This window comes from Sphingopyxis sp. EG6 (assembly GCF_003609815.1).
GTDB lineage: Bacteria > Pseudomonadota > Alphaproteobacteria > Sphingomonadales > Sphingomonadaceae > Sphingopyxis.
Window position 1 is genome coordinate 2,972,023 of the sequence record NZ_AP017603.1, and the last position, 20,871, is coordinate 2,992,893.

17 protein-coding genes are annotated in these 20,871 nt (G+C 63.8%); 8 read left to right on the forward strand and 9 right to left on the reverse strand.

Translation table 11 applies throughout. The features are described 5' to 3' along the window. Window positions 1-120 precede the first annotated feature (120 nt). Together SPYCW_RS14420 and SPYCW_RS14425 are read right to left on the reverse strand one after the other, a co-directional pair. Complete coding sequence (locus SPYCW_RS14420; RefSeq protein ID WP_120217365.1) at window positions 121-579, reverse strand: DUF192 domain-containing protein; 459 nt, start codon at window positions 577-579, stop codon at window positions 121-123. 32 nt (window positions 580-611) lie between these two features. Continuing rightward, window positions 612-1,184: a RecX family transcriptional regulator gene (locus tag SPYCW_RS14425; protein ID WP_120217366.1), complete on the reverse strand. Its 573-nt coding sequence runs from the start codon at window positions 1,182-1,184 to the stop codon at window positions 612-614. 179 nt (window positions 1,185-1,363) lie between these two features. Here SPYCW_RS14425 and SPYCW_RS14430 point away from each other — a divergent pair, with 179 nt between their 5' ends. From SPYCW_RS14430 to SPYCW_RS14440, 3 genes are all read left to right on the forward strand, one after another. Next, window positions 1,364-3,115: a fatty acyl-AMP ligase gene (locus tag SPYCW_RS14430; RefSeq protein ID WP_120217367.1), complete on the forward strand. Its 1,752-nt coding sequence runs from the start codon at window positions 1,364-1,366 to the stop codon at window positions 3,113-3,115. Between the two features lie 164 nt (window positions 3,116-3,279). Beyond that, a complete protein-coding gene (locus SPYCW_RS14435) occupies window positions 3,280-5,589 on the forward strand; it encodes a putative bifunctional diguanylate cyclase/phosphodiesterase (protein ID WP_331852366.1) in 2,310 nt (769 codons plus the stop codon). 347 nt (window positions 5,590-5,936) lie between these two features. Next, window positions 5,937-6,512, forward strand: a complete 576-nt coding sequence (locus tag SPYCW_RS14440) for a CHAP domain-containing protein (protein WP_120217369.1) — start codon at window positions 5,937-5,939, stop codon at window positions 6,510-6,512. Between the two features lie 165 nt (window positions 6,513-6,677). On the opposite strand, the gene SPYCW_RS14445 is transcribed toward SPYCW_RS14440, so the two are convergent. The 4 genes from SPYCW_RS14445 to SPYCW_RS14460 form a co-directional block, all read right to left on the reverse strand. Next, complete coding sequence (locus tag SPYCW_RS14445) at window positions 6,678-6,962, reverse strand: DUF3297 family protein (protein WP_120218328.1); 285 nt, start codon at window positions 6,960-6,962, stop codon at window positions 6,678-6,680. Between the two features lie 132 nt (window positions 6,963-7,094). Further along, complete coding sequence (locus tag SPYCW_RS14450; RefSeq protein ID WP_120217370.1) at window positions 7,095-9,434, reverse strand: TonB-dependent receptor; 2,340 nt, start codon at window positions 9,432-9,434, stop codon at window positions 7,095-7,097. Window positions 9,435-9,557: 123 nt separating this feature from the next. Then, a complete protein-coding gene (locus SPYCW_RS14455) occupies window positions 9,558-9,986 on the reverse strand; it encodes a hemerythrin domain-containing protein (RefSeq protein ID WP_172595509.1) in 429 nt (142 codons plus the stop codon). A gap of 270 nt (window positions 9,987-10,256) precedes the next feature. Continuing rightward, window positions 10,257-11,366, reverse strand: coding sequence for a hypothetical protein (locus tag SPYCW_RS14460; protein WP_120217372.1), 1,110 nt, complete (start codon window positions 11,364-11,366; stop codon window positions 10,257-10,259). A 361-nt stretch (window positions 11,367-11,727) separates the two neighbouring features. Here SPYCW_RS14460 and SPYCW_RS14465 point away from each other — a divergent pair, with 361 nt between their 5' ends. Further along, a complete protein-coding gene (locus SPYCW_RS14465; protein ID WP_120217373.1) occupies window positions 11,728-13,533 on the forward strand; it encodes an RNA-directed DNA polymerase in 1,806 nt (601 codons plus the stop codon). Between the two features lie 41 nt (window positions 13,534-13,574). On the opposite strand, the gene SPYCW_RS14470 is transcribed toward SPYCW_RS14465, so the two are convergent. Then, window positions 13,575-14,132: a pseudouridine synthase gene (locus SPYCW_RS14470; RefSeq protein WP_120217374.1), complete on the reverse strand. Its 558-nt coding sequence runs from the start codon at window positions 14,130-14,132 to the stop codon at window positions 13,575-13,577. A 200-nt stretch (window positions 14,133-14,332) separates the two neighbouring features. Further along, window positions 14,333-16,165, reverse strand: a complete 1,833-nt coding sequence (gene typA / locus SPYCW_RS14475) for a translational GTPase TypA (protein WP_120217375.1) — start codon at window positions 16,163-16,165, stop codon at window positions 14,333-14,335. 189 nt (window positions 16,166-16,354) lie between these two features. Between typA and SPYCW_RS14480 the strand changes: the two genes are divergently transcribed. The 4 genes from SPYCW_RS14480 to SPYCW_RS14495 all read left to right on the forward strand — a co-directional run bounded on the left by SPYCW_RS14480 (window position 16,355) and on the right by SPYCW_RS14495 (window position 20,191). Next, window positions 16,355-16,990 (forward strand): GbsR/MarR family transcriptional regulator, encoded by a 636-nt coding sequence (locus SPYCW_RS14480; protein ID WP_120217376.1) that lies wholly within the window; start codon window positions 16,355-16,357, stop codon window positions 16,988-16,990. Continuing rightward, complete coding sequence (locus tag SPYCW_RS14485; protein WP_120217377.1) at window positions 16,977-18,362, forward strand: cytochrome ubiquinol oxidase subunit I; 1,386 nt, start codon at window positions 16,977-16,979, stop codon at window positions 18,360-18,362. Before SPYCW_RS14480 ends, SPYCW_RS14485 begins: the two co-directional genes overlap by 14 nt. Then, the gene (locus SPYCW_RS14490; RefSeq protein ID WP_120217378.1) at window positions 18,359-19,366 is read left to right on the forward strand and encodes a cytochrome d ubiquinol oxidase subunit II; all 1,008 of its coding nucleotides are present in this window, start codon (window positions 18,359-18,361) and stop codon (window positions 19,364-19,366) included. The genes SPYCW_RS14485 and SPYCW_RS14490 overlap by 4 nt, the downstream gene beginning before the upstream one ends. A gap of 306 nt (window positions 19,367-19,672) precedes the next feature. Beyond that, window positions 19,673-20,191, forward strand: a complete 519-nt coding sequence (locus tag SPYCW_RS14495; protein WP_120217379.1) for a PilZ domain-containing protein — start codon at window positions 19,673-19,675, stop codon at window positions 20,189-20,191. A 17-nt stretch (window positions 20,192-20,208) separates the two neighbouring features. On the opposite strand, the gene SPYCW_RS14500 is transcribed toward SPYCW_RS14495, so the two are convergent. Further along, entirely contained in the window at window positions 20,209-20,859 is a 651-nt protein-coding gene (locus SPYCW_RS14500) for a 5'-methylthioadenosine/S-adenosylhomocysteine nucleosidase family protein (protein WP_120217380.1), read from the reverse strand. Between the last annotated feature and the right edge of the window lie 12 nt (window positions 20,860-20,871).

The following is a 20,871-nucleotide window of genomic DNA, read 5'->3' on the forward strand; positions in this document are numbered from 1 at the left end:
CAAGCGTCAAACGACCGGCTTCGCCTGCCGGTATCGATAAAACCGTAGCCCTGAGCCTGTCGAAGGGCGCTTATCAGATAAGCGCCCTTCGACAGGCTCAGGGCTACGGCCGGTATTCGATCATTCATCCTTCCACGTCACCTTCGCCGTCTCGTCGATGCCGAGCTTCGCTGCGGTGCCGCCCGCGAGTTCGAGCACCGCCGACACTTCGCCCCCGCTGACCACGGGTTCGAGCGATTCGGGGATCGTGTTTTCGGCGATGCGGTCGATGCTGCCGTCGGCGCGGATGAATATCATGTCGAGCGGGATCAGCGTGTTCTTCATCCAGAAACTGCCGATCCGCGGCTTTTCGAACGGGAACAACATGCCGCCGTCAGCGGGCAGGCTGGTGCGGAACATCAGTCCCTGGTCCTGTTCGGCGTCGGTGCGCGCCACTTCGACGTTGAAGACATGCGCCGTGCCCGCCGCCGTGATCGTCACCGGGATCGTCGCGGCGCGCGCCTCCTCGCTGGCGTCGCTGCTGCACGCCGCGATCGGCAGCGCCAGCGCGAGGGCAAGGGCGGTAAAAATGGCACGCATCGGCAAATCCTTATCCCGTGATGACGCCCGACCTAGTCAAGCGCCGCGCCATCGTCCAGCGCCGCCAGCGCCGTCTCGTCTCCCGGCGCGACGGCGAGGATGCGGCGGGCGATCGTCATGCTGTGCCCCGCGCGCAGAAAGGCAGCGATCTGCCGCTCGCGCAGCTTTGGATCGTCGCTGCCGCGGACCGCAAACGGCCCGAACCGCCGACGCCGCGCGAATCCCACGGCGGCCGCCACCGCGGCGCCCGCCGCCGTCTCGATCGCTTCGCCGCTATCCGCTTCGGCGATTCCGTCGACATAAAGCTGTGCCTTCACCCGCCGCACCCCCAAGCCGCGGCGCGTCATCGCGCCCGCGCGCATCGCCGCATATTGGCGGTCGTCGAGATAGCGCAGCCGCTCCATCCGGTCGGCGATCGCTTCGCACGCCGCCATGGCGTCACTTTCGTCCATCCACTCGGATTCGCGTACTTTTCTGGCAAGATAGCGCGTCAGCTTGGCGCGGCTGGTTGCAAATCGCGCGACATAGGCGAGTGCCAGCTCGTCGAGTTTCGCTGCGCCGAGCGGCCTTTTCGATCGGTCGGGGTGAGCGCGATGCTTGGGCATATGCCATGTTTGTGCCACAGTCGGGCCTGATTGAGAACGATCAACACCGCCATATCGGGCGCCAAAGCCCGGAAATGGGCGATCGTTCTAACAACACAGGGCTCGCGCACGGTAACATGGCTCAAAAAGATGACATGCTTGTTGCCGCGCGGCCCGTTTCGCGGGATGTCGCACCCCCTATGACCGATTTCACTGCCACCGAAGCGGACGCGCTTGCGCCGACGCCGACCGAATGCGCCCTGCCGCGCCGCTTTTCGGACTTCGCCACCGTTGGCGAAGCGCTCGACTATGCCGCCAAGGGCAGCCGCGGGCTCAATTTCCACGATCCGCGCGGGAAGCTGATCCGGCCCTATCCGTACAGCGAGCTCAAGGCCGACGCGCTGGCCACTGCCTATCGCCTGATCGCCGCGGGGGTGAAGCCCGGCGACCGGATCGCGCTGATCGCCGAAACCGGTCCCGAATTTGCCGCGCTGTTCTTCGGCACCATCTACGCGGGCGCCTGGCCGGTGCCGCTGCCGTTGCCGACCAGCTTCGGCGGCCGCGACAGCTACGTCGGCCAGCTCGTCGTCCAGCTCAGGAGCTGCGACCCGACGATGCTGTTCTTCCCGCCCGAAATCGCCGCCATGGCGGTCGAAGCGGCGGAAAAGGAAGGCGTCAAACCCGTCGACTGGAGCGAATTTGCCGCCAGCCCCGCGCCGGTGTCCGACCTGCCCCCGCAGAAATCGGACGAAACCTGCTATCTTCAGTACAGCAGCGGCTCGACGCGCTTCCCGCACGGCGTCGCGGTCACCCACGCCGCGCTGCTCAACAACCTTGCCGCGCACAGCCACGGCATGGAAGTGCAGGACAGCGACCGCTGTATCTCGTGGCTGCCCTGGTATCACGACATGGGCCTCGTCGGCTGCCTGCTCTCGCCCGTCGCGAACCAGGTGTCGGTCGATTATCTCAAGACCGAAGATTTCGCGCGCCGCCCGCTTGCCTGGCTCGACCTCATCAGCCGCAACCAGGGCACGACGCTCAGCTATTCGCCGACCTTTGGTTACGACATTTGCGCGCGCCGCGTGTCGAGCCAGACGCACGTCGCCGACCGCTTCGACCTGTCGCGCTGGCGCGTCGCGGGCAATGGCGCCGACATGATCCGCCCCGACGTGATGCAGAGCTTCGTCGATGCCTTTGCCGATGCGGGTTTCAAGGCCAGCGCCTTCCTGCCGAGCTACGGCCTCGCCGAAGCGACGCTCGCGGTCAGCATCATGCCGCCCGGCGAAGGCATTGTCGTCGAACTGGTCGAGGAAACCGAACTGTCGGGCGCGGCGGGCGACGCCGGGCGCCCGACGCGCTATCGCGCCATCGTCAATTGCGGCCGCGCCGCGCGTGACATGGTGATCGAGGTCCGCGACGAGCTCGGCAATGCGCTCCCCGACCAGACGGTCGGCAAAGTGTGGTGCAGCGGCCCGTCACTGATGACCGGCTATTATCGCGACCCCGAATCGACCGCCGCCTGCCTGGTCGACGGCTGGCTCGACACCGGCGATATGGGCTATTTGTCAGACGGTTACATCTATATCGTCGGCCGCGCCAAGGACATGATCATCATCAACGGCAAGAATCACTGGCCGCAGGATATCGAATGGGCGGTCGAACAATTGCCGGGGTTCAAATCGGGCGACATCGCGGCCTTCGCGATCACCGCGCCGGGCGGCGAGGAAACCCCTGCGGTGCTCGTCCAGTGCCGGACCAGCGACGATGCCGAACGGCTCGCGCTGCGCGAGACGATTCGCGACCGCGTCCGCGCGATCACCGGCATGAACTGCCTGATCGAACTGATCCCGCCGCGTACCCTGCCGCGCACCAGTTCGGGCAAGCTCAGCCGATCGAAAGCCCGCGCCCAATATCTGGCCGGGGAAATCCAGCCCTTTGCCATGGCCGCCTAGGACCAAGGGTCGCACAACCCCCTGACCTTGCGCGTAAATTCCTGTCCCGCCGCTGGACAAAAAAGGCGTTACATGAACGCGCTGGTTACCTTCGGGTAACACCCGCCCGCTAAACAGGGCGGGTGAAGAGCCCGTTGGACCAGATACCAGCCGAAGAGATTCCCGTGCGGACCCTGTTGGGGCTGGGACCGCATGATGCGGACATCGGCAACCTCCGCCAGTTGCAACTGGCGCCGCTGCGCGGCCGCGGCTCGCTGCGCCTGTTCCTGGGGCTCGGGATGGCGCTGGTCGCCGCCCTCACCATGATCCTCAGCGTTCCGATCGCGATCGCGGGCGGTTGGCTGGGTGTCAGCCTGATCTTCAGCCTGTGGTCGTACAACCAATTCCGCCGCTTGCCGCTGGGCGATCCCAAATTGTCGGGGATCGCCGAATATCAGCTGTGCAACCGCCACGGATTTTATTCGGCGCTGCTGTGGGGGGCACCCTTCTGGCTGCACGGACTCACTCCGCCGCTCGATCATGTCCTGTCGATGTGGACGATCGCGGTGCTGATGATGGTCACGCTGGCGATCGTGGCGCACAGCGTCCCGATGGCGTGCATCCTGTTCATCGCGCCGGTCACGCTGTCCGCCGTCGCGGCGCTGGTTCGGGCCGGGGCGCCGCAACTGGCCGCCGTCGCGCTGGTCGCCGGGTTCCTGCTGTGCAGTTTCTGCGTGCGTTTCGCGCAAAGCCACATCCGCTATCGCCGCGCCGAGGAAACGCTGCACGAAAAGACCGAAACGGTCAGCCTGCTGCTGCGCGAATTCGAGGAAACCTCGGCCGACTGGCTGTGGCAGACCGACAACAGCCGCCGCCTGGTCCATGTGTCGCCGCGTCTGGCCTTTGCGCTGGGTGCCAGCGCCGAAGCGCTGGAGGGCGTTCCGCTGCTCCAGGCGCTGTCCGGCGATGCCTGGGACACCGGGCTGTTTCCCAAAAGCCTGCACGAAATGGCCGAACGGATGAAGCGGCGCGAGAGTTTTTCGAACCTGATCGTACCGGTGACGATCGGCGGCGCGCCGCGCTGGTGGGAATTGTCGGCCTCGCCGCGCCTCGACGAAGCGGGCAAGTTCCTCGGCTTCCGCGGCGTCGGATCGGACGTCACCGAACAGCGCGCCACCGCCGAACAGATCGCCAAGATGGCGCGCTTCGACAATCTCACCGGCCTGCCCAACCGGCTCAGCCTCAATGAGGATCTGGCGCGCGCCCTCAACCATGCGATCGACGCCAAATCGCGCTGCGCGATGCTGATGATCGACCTCGACCGGTTCAAGGCGGTCAACGATACGCTGGGCCACCCGGTCGGCGACAAATTGCTCGCGCAGGTCGCCGCGCGGCTGAAGGGGCTGATGGAACGCGGGATGACCTGCGGCCGCCTCGGCGGCGACGAATTTGCGGTCGTGCTGCACAATGTCCCGTCGGCCGACGCCGCCGAAGAACTGGCCAAGCGCCTGATCGCGACGATCAGCCGACCTTATGTGGTCGACAATCACCAATTGTTCGTCGGCGCCAGCATCGGCTTTGCGATCGGGCCGCAGGACGGCGCGACGGTCGAAACGCTGACCCGCAACGCCGACCTGGCGCTCTACAAGTCGAAGGATCGCGGCGGCAATATCGTCGCCGCCTATGTCGCGTCGCTGCACGCACAGGCCGAAGAACGGCGGGTGATGGAACAGGAATTGCGCGGCGCGCTCGAACGCCGCGAATTCGAACTCTATTACCAGCCGGTGGTGACCGCCGCCGACGGCACGTTGAACGGGTTCGAGGCGCTGATCCGCTGGAACAACCAAAAGCTTGGCAATGTGTCGCCGGGGCGCTTCATTCCGCTGGCCGAAGACGCCCGCCTGATCGCGCCGATCGGCGAATGGGTGCTGCGCACCGCGTGCCACGAAGCGATGCGATGGCCGTCGAACCTGAAGGTCGCGATCAACGTATCGGCCGAACAGCTCACCGACCCTAGTTTCGCCTCGGTCGTCGTATCGGCGCTGGCGCAGAGCGGGCTCCCGCCGCAGCGGCTCGAAATCGAAGTCACCGAAAGCGTGTTCCTGCGGGATGGCGGCGGCGCGGCGCAATTGCTCGACCAGTTGATCGGGCTGGGCATCCGCCTCAGCCTCGACGATTTCGGCACCGGCTATTCGTCGCTCGGCTATCTGCGCAAGACGCAATTTTCGACGATCAAGGTCGATCGCAGCTTCGTCGTCGGCGCCGCCAAGGGCAGCATCGAATCGATCGCGATCATCCGCGCCGTGGTCGCGCTGGCCGACAGCCTCGGCATGTCGACGACCGCCGAGGGCGCCGAAACCGAGCTGGAAGTCGAAACGCTGCGCACGATGGGGTGCAGCAACATCCAGGGCTATTATTACGGTCGTCCGATGCCCGCGACCGACGTGCTGGCGCTGTTCCGACCGGCCGATTCGGCAGCGAGCGCCGCCGCCTGACCCGTCCCCCTTCCCCCTTGATGGGGGAAGGATACGGAGCCTTGTCGCGAAGCGATTTGGCGGAGTTGGATGGGGGTGAGGGTGCGTCCTTGCACCGTCACCTCGGGCCAAGCGCCCCCACCGCTGCGCCCCGGACCTGATCCGGGCTCGCTGCCTCCCCCATCGATGGGGAACGACCCGCGTTGGCGACCAACCGAACCCGCCGCGCGACGAATTGAACGCCTTAACAAAAGGTTCCCCCGTCCACCGCATCACAGGCGCAGCTCGTCGCTATGCCGTTGGTGGTTGGCAGAAGCCATTGCACAGACGCTCCAACGCTTGAACACAAGCCTTGGGGGTCGCATTTCATGCTCTATCGTCGCTTTCTGGCTGCCGCCATCGCGTCCGTCATGACGCTTACCGGCCTGCTCGTCAGCACCCCCGCCGCCGCGCAAAGCTATCTCCAGTGCGTTCCCTTTGCCCGCGCCGAATCGGGCATCGATATTCGCGGCAATGCCAAGACCTGGTGGACGCAGGCCGCCAATGACTATGCCCGTGGCGACGAACCGCGCGAGGGCGCGGTGATGGCGTTCGCCGGGACCCGCGGGATGCCGATGGGCCATGTCGCGGTGGTCAAGAAAATCATCAGCGACCGCGAAATCCGCATCGACCACGCCAACTGGTCGCCGATCAACGGCCGTCGCGGCCAGATCGAGCGCAACGTCCGCGTCGTCGACGTCAGCGACGCTGGCGACTGGAGCATGGTTCGCGTGTGGTACGCGCCGATCGGCGACCTTGGCCTCCGCGCCAACCCGGTGCAGGGTTTCATCTATGCCGGCGGCACCCCGAACAAGGCGCCGAGCTTCAAGGCGCCCGTATGGGCGCAGAACGACTGGAAACCGGGCAACGGCCTGGAAGTCGTGGCCGCGTCGCTCGGCCAGTAACGGCCACGCTTTTCAATCTTATGCAGATTTCCCCTCCCGTAAACGGGAGGGACAGCGAGACTTGCGAGCTTGCTCGCTAGTCGCAGCGGGGTGGGCAAATGCGCTGTCAAAGCTCGCTTCGCTCGCTCCCACCCCCGCCCCCTCCCGCAAGCGGGAGGGGAGAGATCAGGCTTCGTCGCCCGCACCCTTGGGCGCTTCGCCCTCACCGGCGGCCGTATCCTCGAACCAAGCCTCGACCTCGCCCGACAGCTTGATCGTCATCGGCTGGCCGAAACGGTCCTTCGACTTGCCCGCCGCGACGCGGATCCAGCCTTCGGAAATCGAATATTCCTCGACGTCGGTGCGCTCCTTGCCCTTGAAGCGGATTCCGATGCCGCGCTGCAGCACCTCCATGTCGAAATGGGGCGAGCGCGGGTTGGTCGACATGCGGTCGGGGGGCGTATCGGTCATGAACATATTTCCCAATAAATGATGGCGCGGCCCTAGCGGGACCGCGCCACCATCGTCAACGGAAAGGCGTATCCCTTGGTTCCGTCAACCGGAACCGGGACGGCGCCCGTCCGCTCCCCCTCTTCGCAAAACTCAGAACCCGGCCTTCAGCGTCACGAAAAACTGCTGCGGCGCGCCCGCGAGCAGCGTCTGGTTGTCGCCGCGGTTGGCAAAGCCGTTGGTCCCGATCGTCGACACATATTCCTTGTCGAACAGGTTCGTCGCATTGGCCTGCACCGAAATCCGGTCGTTCAGCCGGTACCCGATGCTGGCGTCGACGATCACGAAGCCGCCGACCTCGGCGTCATTTTCGAACGAATAATAACGCTTGCCGGTGTAGTTCGCGCCGACGCGGGCAAAGAAGCTGCCATCGTCCCAGGTGATTTCGCCCTTGGCGAGATGTTTGGGCGAATTGACCACCGTCTTGCCCGCGGTTGCCGCGACGATCGCTCCCGCCGCATTCACGACATCGTCGCGATATTCGGAGTCGTTATAGGCGTAGGAGGCGAACAGCGACAATTGGGGGGTGACACGGAACGTCCCCGCCGCCTCGACGCCCCATGAGCGGACATCGCCGACATTCTGCAGGATCGCGGGGTTGCCCTGAATCCCCGAACCATTGGCAAAGGCGATGATGCGATCCTTGAAATCGACATAATAGCCCGCGATCACGCCTTGAAAGCGCGGCGACTTGGTGCGGAAACCGAGCTCGTAAGTGGTCGAGGTTTCGGGTTTCAGGTCGAGCGCGTCGAACCCCGCCTGCGTCGTCGCGAACGGACCGCCGGTCGCCGAGCTTTCGAACGCGCGCATATTTTCGGTGTAGCTCGCGAAGACTTCATTATCGTCGTTGACGCGATAGAGCAGCCCCGTCTGCGGCAGGAACCAGTCCTTCGCCTCGGTGCGTCCCGCGGCGAGCCCGCCGCGAACGATCGGGGTCGCGAGGTTGGTGACGCGCAGCCCTTTCCACCCGCTGTTGATCTGGAACCGCCCCAGATCGAGCGTATCCTGCACATGATATTGCAGCGTCTGGGTGTTGAAATCGAAATTCCACTGCGTCGCCAGCGGGTCCTTGGGGAATTTCAGGCTGCCGCGGCTCGGCGCTCCGGCGGTATCGGCAAGGCCATAGAAACGCCGCGCCTGATTGAAGTCATTATCCTCGTACCACATGCCAAGCTCGACCTTGTGGTCGCCCAGCGTGAACAGGCTGCTGGCGACGATGCCATAGCGTTCGATATGATATTCGGTGGTACGGATCGTCATCGGTGCGCCGCCCGGGGTCGTCACATAGGGGGTGAACCACAGCCCGCGCCCCTTGTTGCCATGGTAATAGCCCATGGCGTTCAGCGTCCAAAATTCGTTCAGCGGCGCTTCGACGCCGACCCCGGCCAGCCAGTCCTTGCGCAGCCCCGACGCGTCATAATAGGCGTCGTCGACGCTCGCGACCGGCGCCGGAAACGCCTCGCCGACCCCGGCATAGGGCGCGGTGAACACCGCCCCCAGCGGCAGGCTGCCATTGGCGACCCCGGTGTTGAACGCCGCGCGCGCCACCTGGTTCTGATAGATTTTGGCGACGCGGACCGCGGTGTCCCAATCCTTGGCGAAATTGTCCCAGCGATAGCCGAGGCGCCCGATCATCCCGGCGCTCAGATCCTGATAGTCATTCTCGGCGCGGTCCGAATAGTTGACGAAGCCGAAGAATTGCCCGTCGCCGACCGGCTGGACGATGCGCGCATTGACCTGATGCTGGCGCTGCACGCCGTCGCCCTTCCATTTGTCGGCGTCAGCCCAGGCGTAGCTCAGCGACAGGCGCGGGCCGTTCGCGCCGATCGCGCCGCTGTCGATGCGCACGAACGCGCGCTTGGTATCCTCGCTGCCATAGGTGCCCGACGCCTCGACGCCGAACGCCTCGGCCGGCGCGCGCGAGAAGAACTCGATCGTCCCGCCAAGGTTGCTCGACGACGCGGCGCCCAGCGAGCCCGCGCCCTGCGCGACTTCGACCCGGCCGACATTTTCGCTGATGATCGCGCGGCTGATGTGCAGGCCGTTGTGGTTGCCATAGCTCATGTCGCCGAGCGGCACGCCGTCGAGGGTAAAGCCCAGCTGCTGCTGCGCAAAGCCGCGGATCGAGATGCGCGACGACCATTCATAGGCGCCGAACGGGTCGGCGGCCTGGAAATTCACCCCCGGCAGCTTGTCGATGGCCTTCAGCGGGCTGATCCCCGCCACTTCGAGCGCGATGTCGGCGGCGGCGATTTCCTGCACCTGCCGCGCCTGCCCCTGCCCGAGCACGACGATTTCGGCGACGTCACCCTCGCCCGCGTCCGCTTCGACCGCGGCCTCGACGGCGGCCTCCGCGGCCGACACCGGCGCCGCGGCCAGCATCACGATCAAAGCGGCCCCGGCCAGCAGGCGGTTCCTGTACTGAATGGTCATCGATCAATCCCCCTATCCCGCCGCCGAAATGGCGCGGTGGTCGCGGGGGGCTTTAGGGAGGCGATATTGCTGCGCTGCGGCGAAGGCGTGACGCAGCGATGACGGTAAAAAGAAGGTTCGGCGTCACATGAAATCCAGCTGCTCGGCCGCGGGATAAAGATCGCAATTCTCGCGCTCGATCCGCATGCCCAGCACGTGCATCACCGCCTCGGTCTCGCGGCAGAAACCCGGCCAGTCCTCCGCGATCCGCTCGGCGGTCCATTTCGCGTCATAGGCCGCGAAATCCTGCGCGATATGCCCCATCTCGCGGACGAATTCGCCCGCCATCGCGACGACCTCCGGACTCCCGCTCGCCTTCAATCGCGGATAGAGGATCCAGTCCTCGCACTTCAGGTGGCGCAGCAATGTATCGCGCAGCATCCCGCGCACCGACGCCAGCTCGGTCGGGCGCGGCGCTTCGGGTTGGCGCACCAGGTCCAGCAACAGCTGCGACAGCGTCGCCAGCGCCGCATGTTCGGCGCGCAACCGTCGCATCTCGGGACCAATGGGCATGACGCGCCTTTCCGTAAATGGTCCCTTCAACGCTGCCATATGGGGCCGACATGAAAAGACGGTAAACGCGCATTAGCCCTTATCGGCGCGCGCCGCACGCCCGGCGGCGGCTTAGGCCATATCGGCGCGCCGTCCGGCAATCCTCTCCCTGCCGCAGGCATGGGGAGGTGGCAGCCCGCAGGGCTGACGGAGGGGCCACGACGCCAGCGCCAAAGCCCCTCCGTCCGTGCTCCGCACGGCCACCTCCCCATCGCTGCGCGACAGGGAGGATCACGCCGCCTCTCCCTCCCCCTCGGCCGCCGCCTCCCGCGCCGCCTTCGCCTTGCGCGCCTGCCGCCACGACGGCGGCTTGCGCACCGCCGCGATCCCGTCATCCACCTGCGGCGTCAGCGGCACCACCGGCACCGGACGCCCCTCGGCCTCGGCCGCGGCGATCCATTCGCGGTACACCTCGGGGACATCGGCCCCCGCCACCACCCAGCTCGCCTCGCCGCCGATGCGCAGCGCCGGTTCGGCATCGGCGTCGGCAGCGACCAGCCCCGGGTGCATTTGCAGCGGCCCGCAATAGGGTGAACCGTGCGCGCCCAGCTGGACCAGCGGCACCCCGGGGTCGTCGATCTGCATCGCCACCGCGTCCACATCCCCCGCGTCGATCGCCGCCACCATCGCGCGCTGCCGCGCCGCCAGCGCCTGCAGCGCCGCGCCGATCTCGGCCTCCGCCTGCGCGTCGAGCGCCGTCCCCTCGAACCCCTCGATCGCCGCCGCCGCCGCATCCTGCGCCGCAACCCCATCCCCGCTTGCCCCGAGCGAAGCCGACGGACCATGGATCACCGTCCGCACCGTCGTCGTCGAAGCCTCGGCCACGGCACCGGCAGCCTCCCCTACCTCCGTTCGTCCTGAGGAGCCGCGCAGCGGCGTCTCGAAGGACCCCGCGCTCGCCCGCGTCGAAAAATAGTTGATCGTCGTGCGCTTGCCCCCCGCATCCTGCCCATAATGGCGCAGGCAAAACATCAGCAGCGCGTCATTGTGCCGCCGCCGGAACCCCATCAGCTTGCCCGCGACAAAGACCGGCACCAGATAGCCGTCGATCGCGCGCTCGAACGCAATGTCTTTCAGCCGCGCGAGCCCGAAATCGAGCGCCGCCTCCCACGCCCGCCGAAAGCTCTCCGCCCCGGGTGCGCGCCGCAGCGTATAGCAATTCGTCTGCGCCATATTGACCATCGCCGCCGCGCGGCTGACCGACCCGGTGTCGGCGAGCGCCGATATAAACGCCTTCTGCCGCTCGGGCGTCCACCCGTCGTGCCGGTACTTGCGCGGCACCGGCGTAAAGTCGGGAAGCGGCGGCCGCGCCTCCTTCGCGATCGGGGTGCGATTCTGCATGATATGCCCTCCTCCATATGTCCCGGGCGAAGCCGCGAGACCAAACCGGACAGCATATGACAGACGGAAAATTTGTAGGAAAGGGTTTTGTTTATGGTTTGTTCTAAGAATTGATCGAAGCAGATTTCCAGCTCGATCAAATCATCGATACTGATTAGGCGACGGTCGCAGTTGCGATGCAGCACCTTCGCGACCAATTACGAGACGAGTGCGATTGGTCCACGCTGGAATGGGAGCGTTTCCATTGGCAAGAAGCCAGTGGACGGAAAAATCGCCTACGAGTAGATGCTCGCAAATGTTTGCGAGGCATAGTCGCCACATGAGACTCCAAGTCTTATGGCTTTGCAGTCAGGGGGATACAATGAAATCGCCGCGTTTCGATATACGCGCTGCTCCATTACGCAGGATATTTTCTCCGTCTAATCTTGAGCGTATTTGGACAGAAAAAGTCCGAGTTGCCATGCGCGATCAGTTTATCAACGACGGCATTGAAAACTTTGATTTTCATTTGGCTCGGACGGTAGAATGTCAAAAGCTTTCTCGCCTCATCTTGAATGGCGAGTACGTGCCATCTCGAGCACAACGGATACTGGTCGAGATGAGCAAGGGACTATGTCGTCAACTGGTAATTCCGAGCATAAGAGATGCCATCGTCCTTCAAAGCCTATCTGACGCGTTGTACGCTGAGATACGCGGAAAAGAGCCAACCAAAAAATCATTCTTTGAACCGAGAGAGCACAGATTTTCATCAACTCGCCATGAATATGGAACTTTTGCGTCTTGGCTAAATTTTCAGCGTGAACTATTTAGATTCTCAAAAACTCGAGAATTTATTGTCGTAACTGACATTGCTAATTATTATGATAGCATCTCTTATACTCACCTTAGGAACGTAATCTCGAGTATTTCTGGAGTGCAAGAGTGCATTATCGATATGCTCATATTCGTCCTGTCGGATCTTCTGTGGCAGCCCGATTATACGCCGAGAGTGGAAGTTGGCCTCCCTCAAATTAATATGGATGCTCCCCGACTTTTGGCGCACTGCCTTCTTTATGAATTGGACGCCTTTCTGGATAGCGACCCATCTCGCGATTTCGTTCGTTACATGGACGACATAGATGTCGGTGTAGATACCCTCGTGTCGGCAAAAAACGTTCTAAAATCTATAGATTTGGTGCTACAGACGAAGCAAATTCGACTAAATAGCGGGAAAACACAGATCCTCACTCGGGCCGCAGCGTTAGCGCATTTTCGAGTGCGGGAAAACGCCCGGCTGGATTTTCTTGATAATCGCATCGCTCGGAAACTCAAAGGTGGCCTGACGTTAGAACGCGAACGGAATTTCGTTGAGACCCACATCCGCAGGGGATTAAAGCGAAAGAGTTTCGATACCGGGGCTGGGGACAAAATTCTCAAACGATGGCTCACTCTAGCTGGTAAAACTAAGGCTCGCGTAGCATCAAAATCTCTTTCAAAAATTATTATTTTCCGCCCGAGCGTCCGCGACAAAGTATTCGCATATATCCGCCATTCACCTTTAACGTCGGCCCGGATTAAAGTACTTGCGGACGCCGCAACATCAGGCTTGCTAACCGACGAAGCCGGCATGGTAGAATTGACAAACCATCTTGTTGAGACATTGGTGAAATCTCGTCACAAAATCAATGACAGTATAGATACTATCATAGAATCATGTGATCCAGAATCTTATTTTGGATTATACAGTAGGCTTTGGTTGCAATCTAAGTACGGTCTTGCAGATAATTTATTAGATACAATCCAAAAGACTGAGAGAATTTGGGTTCCACATGAAAGACTGGGTCGAATTGTCGGTTCATTTACACCTCTATTTATCGATACGCCGCTAGGGCCATCCTTCTTAAATTTGCTTGGCCGTTCCCGAAACAATGGTGTCCGGGATACATATAAATTTCACAGACGCCTGGCCTCAGATCGTAAAACTTTTGTGGCGATGTTTGACGCGCTAAAAAATCCGAATCCTTCGCGAGGCACAGCCATCACACATGATAAGTTTCTCTGCCTTCTCTCCGCACTCAAAAACAACGCCGCTCCGCCAGCTCAGGCCGCAAAACTGCTAGCCAAAAACAACAAGCCGTTTGAGGACATATACTATCGGGGAATTGGAAGGCGTTTAGGCCTGCTTTGAGTAGCTAGAAGAGAGCTCTCAGATTAAATCCGAAACAAGGCTCAATTGACCTCCCGCCACTCCCCTACGGCCAAATCCCCAATCTCCCACCCCCCGATCCGCCACCGCACCAGCCGCAGCGTCGGAAACCCGACCGCCGCCGTCATCCGCCGCACCTGGCGGTTGCGGCCTTCGGTGATGGTGAGTTCGATCCAGCTGTCGGGCACGCTCTTGCGGTAGCGCACCGGCGGGTCGCGGTCCCACAGCTTCGGTGCCTCGATGCGGCGCACGGTCGCGGGGCGCGTCGGGCCGTCGTTCAGCGTGATACCGCGGGCGAGCGCCGCCAGCGCGGCATCATCGGGCTCACCCTCGACCTGCGCCAGATAGGTTTTGGGCATCTTGTGCTTCGGCGACGAAATCCGCGCCTGCAACGCGCCGTCGTCGGTCAGGATCAGCAAGCCTTCGCTGTCGCGGTCCAGCCGCCCGGCGGGATAGACGCCCGGCACGTCGATATAGTCGGACAAGGTCGCGCGCGGGCCGTCGGCCGGTGCAGTCATCCCCTTGTCGGTGAATTGCGACAGCACGCCGTAAGGTTTGTTGAACAGGATCAGGCGGGTCATGCTGTGGTTCCTGCCATACGCCCCGTCCCTTTGTCTCGTCACCCTGAACTCGTTTCAGGGTCCATGGCCTGCTCTATCCAGTAACGCGGCGCCGAACGAGAGCGCGGGCCATGGATGCTGAAACGAGTTCAGCATGACGAAAACCGAGAAGGAAACACCCAAAACAAAACCGGCGGCCTTTGAGGCCACCGGTCCGTATCTTACGCCGCTTCCTTCTTGCGGCTCGCCTTCTTCCGCTCGTGCGGGTCGAGGATCGCCTTGCGGATGCGGATATTCTTCGGGGTCACCTCGACCATCTCGTCATCGTCGATATACGCGATCGCCTGTTCCAGCGTCATGCGCTTCGGCGGGGTCAGCCGGATCGCGTCGTCCTTGCCCGTCGAACGGAAGTTCGTGAGCTGCTTCGACTTCATCGGGTTGACCTCGAGATCCTCGGGCTTGGCATTCTCGCCGATGATCATGCCCTCATAGAGCGCCTCGCCGGGCGACACGAACAGGATGCCGCGCTCTTCGAGCGGGCCGAGCGCGTAAGCAACCGCTTCGCCATTGCCGTTCGAGATCAGGACGCCATTCTTGCGGCCCTCGATCACGCCCTTGTACGGGCCATATTTCTCGAACAGGCGGTTCATGATCCCGGTGCCGCGCGTGTCGGACAGGAATTCGCCGTGATAGCCGATCAGGCCGCGCGACGGGCCGCTGAAGGTGATGCGCGTCTTGCCGCCGCCCGACGGGCGCATGTCGGTGAGGTCGGCCTTGCGGATCTGCATCTTCTCGACGACCGTGCCGCTATGTTCGTCGTCGACGTCGATGACGACGGTTTCATAAGGTTCGGTGCGCTTGCCAGCCTCGTCCTCGCCATACAGCACGCGCGGGCGGCTGATGCCGAGTTCGAAGCCTTCGCGGCGCATCGTTTCGATCAGCACGCCCAGCTGAAGTTCGCCGCGGCCCGCAACTTCGAAACTGTCCTTGTCGGCGCTTTCGGTGATGCGGATCGCGACATTGGTTTCGGCTTCGCGGAACAGGCGATCGCGGATCATGCGGCTCGTCACCTTGCTGCCCTCGCGGCCCGCCATCGGGCTGTCATTGACGGCAAAGCGCATCGACAGCGTCGGTGGGTCGATCGGCTGCGCGGCGATCGGTTCGCTGACGCTGGTGTCGGCGATGGTGTTCGCGACGGTCGCGTTGGTCAGGCCCGCGATCGCGACGATGTCGCCCGCCTTGGCTTCCTCGACCGGCACCCGGTCGAGCCCGCGGAACGCGAGCAGCTTCGACGCGCGGCCGGCTTCGATCACCTTGCCGTCCATGTCGAGCGCGTGGATCGGCTGGTTGACCTTGACCGTCCCCGACTGGACGCGGCCGGTCAGGATGCGGCCGATGAAATTGTCGCGGTCGAGCAGGGTCGCGAGGAAGGTGAAGGGGGCATTCTCGTCGAGGCCGGGTTCGGGGACGTGGCGGACGATCGTTTCGAACAGCGGGGTCAGGTCGCCTTCGCGCGCATCGGGGCTTTCCGACGCATAGCCGCCGCGGCCCGAGGCGTAGAGGATCGGGAAGTCGAGCTGTTCGTCATTGGCTTCGAGGGTCAGGAACAGTTCGAACACTTCGTCGAGCACTTCGGCGGCGCGGGCGTCGCTGCGGTCGATCTTGTTGACGACGACGATCGGTTTCAGGCCGAGCGCGAGCGCCTTGCCGGTCACGAACTTGGTCTGCGGCATCGGGCCTTCGGCGGCGTCGACGAGCAGGATGACGCCATCGACCATGCTCAGGATCCGCTCGACCTCGCCGCCGAAATCGGCGTGGCCCGGGGTGTCGACGATGTTGATCCGCGTCTGGTCGGCGCCCTCACCCCATTCGACCGAGGTGCACTTGGCGAGAATCGTGATCCCGCGCTCCTTTTCCAAGTCATTGGAATCCATGGCTCTTTCCTCGACACGCTGGTTGTCGCGAAAGGTACCCGACTGGCGGAACAGCTGGTCGACGAGGGTGGTTTTTCCATGATCGACATGTGCGATAATGGCTATATTGCGCAGAGACATGCGGGAACGGGCCTTGGATAGGGAGGGGGCAGCGCCCGGAGCGCCGCGAAACGCCGCGCCCCTAACAGAATGGGTGCTGCGGCGCAACATGATTGCCGAAGTGGCCGAAGGTGCCGCGTCGCGTCGAATTGGCTGCGCCAAGTTTCAATAATTATTGAAACTTCAGAAATTGAAGCGTATGGCGCGGACATGGATTTGTCGCCTGCCCCCGATTCTCCAGCGGCCTCGCCATCGCCGCCGTTCCGGCTCTCCCCGCTTGCGCAGGCGTTTGTCCTGCATTTCGGCGAGATGGGAAGCCGCTGGGGGATCAACCGGACGGTCGGCCAGATCTACGCGATGCTGTTCCTGGCCGACGCGCCGCGCCATGCCGAGGAGATCAGCGAGGCGCTGAGCCTGTCGCGCGGCAGCGTGTCGATGGGGCTGAAGGAACTGGCGAGCTGGAACCTCGTCCAGCTCCGCCACGTCCCCGGCGACCGCCGCGACTATTACGAGACGCCGCGCGACGTGTGGGCGATTTTCCGCACCCTGGTCGAAGAACGCAAGAAGCGCGAGATCGACCCGACGCTGACGACGCTGCGCGCGCTGATGATGGAACCCGCCGTCGATCCTGCCGACCGTTTTGCGCAGGAGCGGATGGCGGCGATGCACGAGCAGATCGAGCTGCTGACCGACTGGTATGCCGAGATGCGGCGGCTCGACAATGAGCGGCTGCTCCAGCTGCTCCGGCTCGGCGAGCGCGTGGTGAAGGCGCTCGAGTTCAAGGATCGCATGCTGGGCCGCGGCAAGACGCCGACGGCGACGGAGGCCGACCATGGACGCCCTTGACCCGCTGATCCTCGCGCGCATCCAGTTTGCCGCGAACATCAGTTTCCACATCCTGTTCCCGACGATCACGATCGCGCTCGGCTGGGCGCTGCTCGGCTTCAAACTGGCGTATAACCGGACCAAAGACGGCGCGTGGATGGACGCCTATCGCCTGTGGGTGAAGGTCTTTGCGCTGAGCTTTGCGATGGGCGTCGTGTCGGGGATCACGATGAGTTTCCAGTTCGGCACCAACTGGCCGGGCTATATGGAAAAGGTCGGCAATATCGCGGGGCCGCTGCTCGCTTATGAAGTGCTGACCGCTTTCTTCCTTGAGGCGGTGTTCCTGGGGATCATGCTGTTCGGGTTCAGCCGGGTGCCCAACTTGGTTCACACGCTCGCGACCTTTCTGGTCGCCGCCGGCACGACGCTGTCGGCGTTCTGGATCATCGTGCTCAACAGTTGGATGCAGACCCCGGTCGGCTATGAGATCCGCGATGGCGTCGTCCATGCCACCGACTGGTGGGCGATCATTTTCAACCCGTCGATGCCGTACCGGTTGACCCATATGCTGATCGCCTCGGCGCTGACCGTCGCGTTTTTGATCGCGGGGATGTCGGCGTGGCGCTGGCTGAAGGATGGCGGCGGCGAAGGCGTGCGGCGCACGCTGAAAGCCGCGGTCTATGCCGCTGCGCTGCTCATCCCGGTGCAGATTTTTGTCGGCGACCTGCATGGCTTGAATACGCTGGAGCATCAGCCGCAAAAGGTCGCGGCGATGGAGGCGAATTGGGAAACGCGCGGCAACGTCCCGCTCGTGCTGTTCGCGATCCCCGACGAAGAAGCGCGCACCAACCATCTGGAAGTGGCCATTCCCTCGGGCGCCAGCCTGATCCTGAAACATGAGGCCGCGGGCGTCGTTCCTGGTCTCAACGATTACCAAGGCGATCACCCGCCGGTCGCCCCCTTGTTCTGGGGTTTCCGGATCATGGTCGGGATCGGCGTCGCGATGCTCGCGCTGTCGTGGTTCGCGGCATGGACGATCCGTCGCCGCGGGGTCGATGCGATGCCGCGCTGGCTGGCGCATGCGCTGGTCGCGATGACCTTCAGCGGCTGGGTCGCGACGCTCGCGGGCTGGTATGTCACCGAAATCGGCCGCCAGCCGTGGCTGGTCACCGGTGTGCTCAAGACCGCCGACGCGGTCGGCCCGGTCGGTAGCGCGATGGTGGCGAGTTCGCTGACGCTGTATCTGGTTGTTTATGCGGTGCTGCTCACCGCTTACATCGCGGTGCTCTACCGCCTCGCGCGGCTGGGCAAGGCGGCGCCGAACGACAAACCGATGTTCCCGGTACCCACCGTCGCGCCCGGTCCCGCCGCCGCGCAGGAGGAACCGGCATGACCCCGTTCATCGATGCCTGGTGGCTGCCCGTCATCTTTGCCGGGCTGATGGGGCTGTCGATCCTGCTCTACGTCATCCTCGACGGCTATGACCTTGGCGTCGGGATGCTAACGCGGCTGGAGAAGGACGAAAACCGCGACCTGATGGTCGCTTCGATCGGGCCGTTCTGGGACGCCAACGAGACGTGGCTGGTGCTGGGCATCGGGTTGCTGCTGGTCGCCTTTCCGATCGCGCATGGATTGATCCTGACCCAGCTTTACCTGCCGGTCGTGCTGATGCTGGTCGCGCTGATCCTGCGCGGGGTCAGTTTCGAATTTCGCGCCAAGGCGCCGCCCGCGCACAAGCCGCACTGGGACAGTGCCTTTTTCGCGGGCTCTTTGCTCACCGCGCTGTGCCAGGGCTATATGCTGGGCGCCTATGTGCTGGGGTTCGACCAGAGCCTGGCCGCGGTGCTGTTCTGCCTGCTCGCCGCGCTGGGGCTAGTCGCGGGTTATGTGTTCGTCGGCGCCTGCTGGCTGATCTACAAGGTCGAGGGCGATCTGCAGAAGCGCGCGGTGCGCTGGGCCGAAATCAGCCTGTGGGCGACGGCGCTGGCGATGGCGATCATCTCGATCGCGACGCCGCTGTTGTCGGAACGCATCTTCGACCGCTGGTTCCGCCTGCCCGAGATTATCGCGCTGTTGCCGATCCCGATCGCGTCGGCGACGCTGTTCATCGGCCTCGCGATCTTTCTGCGCCGCCCGCTACGCGCGAAGGACGAGCTGTCGTGGGTGCCGCTGGCGGTGGCGGGCATCTTGTTCGCGCTGGGGTTCGTGGGGATCGCGTACAGCTTCTACCCCTATCTGATCGCCGACCGGCTCGACATCTGGCAGGCGGCGGCCTCGCCCGAAGCGCTGAGCATCATCCTGATCGGCGCGCTGTTCGTGCTGCCGGTGATCCTGGGATATTCGGTGCTGGCGCACTGGATTTTCCGGGGGAAGGCGACGCATCTGAGTTATGGGTAGCGGGATGGCGGTTTTGGGGTGGTTAGCTGCGACGAGCTCCTCTCCCCTTGTGGGAGAGGATAGCGCAGCTTGCTCCGTCAGGAGCTAGCGAAGCTTGGTGAGGGGACGGACGCCAGCACGCGCAAACCCCCTCTCAACTGCGGCTAGGCAGCAAAGCTGCCAAGCCTTCGTATCTCTCCCACAAGGGGAGAGAGGAAATGACGTACGTCCACTTCCGGTCGCCAGCTGCCATTCCGCCCATTCGCCCTGTCTGCTTTGGCGGCCGCCGCTAACCTTCTATTAACGCCCCGACTCCAACAACGGCCTATGGCTGTTTTCGGACATTTCCTGCCAGCGGCATCCGGCGTCGAGCAGCGCCAGGACGTGCGCCGGAAGCTCAGCTTGTTAGCCAAGGGGGTGCAGCACGACGGCACCGGGATCGAAGTGCAGATCCACAATATCTCGGGCACCGGCCTGTTGTTCGAAAGCGACATCAAGCTGGCGCCGTGCGAGCGGATCGAAATCGAGCTGCCCCACGCGGGCGACATCACCGCGGTCGTGATCTGGGCCAGCGGGCGGTTGTTCGGTTGCCAGTTCGAAGGGCCGGTGTCGTCGGCGACGCTGAGCGCGGTGGAACTGAAAAGTGCCGTAGAGCTGCAAAGCGCGATTGGCCCGCCCATCGAACCAGCGCCGGAAATTGCCGACACATCGGACGATCCGCCCGCCGACCAGCTCGACGACGCGGCACCCGGGGGATTTCAGGAGGTGGTCGACCGAAGCCGCGAACAGATCGCGCACGCCGCCGGGGTCAGCCCTGACAGGGTGCGGATTACCATCGACTATTAGCCTTTATCGATGGCGGGTCACTGCATCGCCACCAGCCGTTCGATCTGCCCCGCAGCGGCGCGGGCTGCGCGCGCCAGATTCGCCTGAAAATCACCGCCGCTGGCGTCGTTGGCGTCGTCGGTCACCGCCTTGATCGCGGCCCAGGGCTTGCCGAGCCGCGCCGCCGCCTGCGCCACCGCGCCGACCTCCATATCGACGAGCGTCGCGCCGAGCGATGCGAGGTCTGCGGCGGCATCGGGGCAGGCGATGAAGCTGTCGCCGCTGGCGATGCGGGCATGCGGAAGGCCGAGCCCGGGATCGGGCATCGCGGCAAAATGCGCCGCCCCGGCCTCGCCCATCGGCCAGTCGCCAGCGCGGTAGCGGCGGAAAGCGCCGGGATGGGCGGCGCCATAGTCATGCTGGAGCGCCTCGGCGATCCAGTACGCGCCCGGCGCCGCGCCGAGCGCGCCGCAGGTGCCGGTCATCAGGATAAGGTCGCCATCGGCGCCGAGCAGGCCCGTGGCGAGCGCGGCGTTGACCTTGCCGAGGCCGCAGGTGGCGATGGTGAGGCTGTGGGCGTGGGTGGTGAGGCGACGGAGGGGGATGGGGGCGCGGTCGGAGGTGCCGGTGCCCGGAAACAGGGCGTCGGCTTCTTCGGGGAGGGCGGCGAGGATGAGGAGGTTGGGCATGCCTGCTATCTA

Excerpts from the sequence above, each read along its gene's own strand:
- SPYCW_RS14420 (WP_120217365.1), bottom strand. The coding sequence starts at position 579 with ATGCGTGCCATTTTTACCGCCCTTGCCCTCGCGCTGGCGCTGCCGATC.
- SPYCW_RS14425 (WP_120217366.1), bottom strand. The coding sequence starts at position 1,184 with ATGCCCAAGCATCGCGCTCACCCCGACCGATCGAAAAGGCCGCTCGGC.
- SPYCW_RS14430 (WP_120217367.1), top strand. The coding sequence starts at position 1,364 with ATGACCGATTTCACTGCCACCGAAGCGGACGCGCTTGCGCCGACGCCG.
- SPYCW_RS14440 (WP_120217369.1), top strand. The coding sequence starts at position 5,937 with ATGCTCTATCGTCGCTTTCTGGCTGCCGCCATCGCGTCCGTCATGACG.
- SPYCW_RS14445 (WP_120218328.1), bottom strand. The coding sequence starts at position 6,962 with ATGACCGATACGCCCCCCGACCGCATGTCGACCAACCCGCGCTCGCCC.
- SPYCW_RS14450 (WP_120217370.1), bottom strand. The coding sequence starts at position 9,434 with ATGACCATTCAGTACAGGAACCGCCTGCTGGCCGGGGCCGCTTTGATC.
- SPYCW_RS14455 (WP_172595509.1), bottom strand. The coding sequence starts at position 9,986 with ATGCCCATTGGTCCCGAGATGCGACGGTTGCGCGCCGAACATGCGGCG.
- SPYCW_RS14460 (WP_120217372.1), bottom strand. The coding sequence starts at position 11,366 with ATGCAGAATCGCACCCCGATCGCGAAGGAGGCGCGGCCGCCGCTTCCC.
- SPYCW_RS14465 (WP_120217373.1), top strand. The coding sequence starts at position 11,728 with ATGAAATCGCCGCGTTTCGATATACGCGCTGCTCCATTACGCAGGATA.
- SPYCW_RS14470 (WP_120217374.1), bottom strand. The coding sequence starts at position 14,132 with ATGACCCGCCTGATCCTGTTCAACAAACCTTACGGCGTGCTGTCGCAA.
- typA (WP_120217375.1), bottom strand. The coding sequence starts at position 16,165 with ATGTCTCTGCGCAATATAGCCATTATCGCACATGTCGATCATGGAAAA.
- SPYCW_RS14480 (WP_120217376.1), top strand. The coding sequence starts at position 16,355 with ATGGATTTGTCGCCTGCCCCCGATTCTCCAGCGGCCTCGCCATCGCCG.
- SPYCW_RS14485 (WP_120217377.1), top strand. The coding sequence starts at position 16,977 with ATGGACGCCCTTGACCCGCTGATCCTCGCGCGCATCCAGTTTGCCGCG.
- SPYCW_RS14490 (WP_120217378.1), top strand. The coding sequence starts at position 18,359 with ATGACCCCGTTCATCGATGCCTGGTGGCTGCCCGTCATCTTTGCCGGG.
- SPYCW_RS14495 (WP_120217379.1), top strand. The coding sequence starts at position 19,673 with ATGGCTGTTTTCGGACATTTCCTGCCAGCGGCATCCGGCGTCGAGCAG.
- SPYCW_RS14500 (WP_120217380.1), bottom strand. The coding sequence starts at position 20,859 with ATGCCCAACCTCCTCATCCTCGCCGCCCTCCCCGAAGAAGCCGACGCC.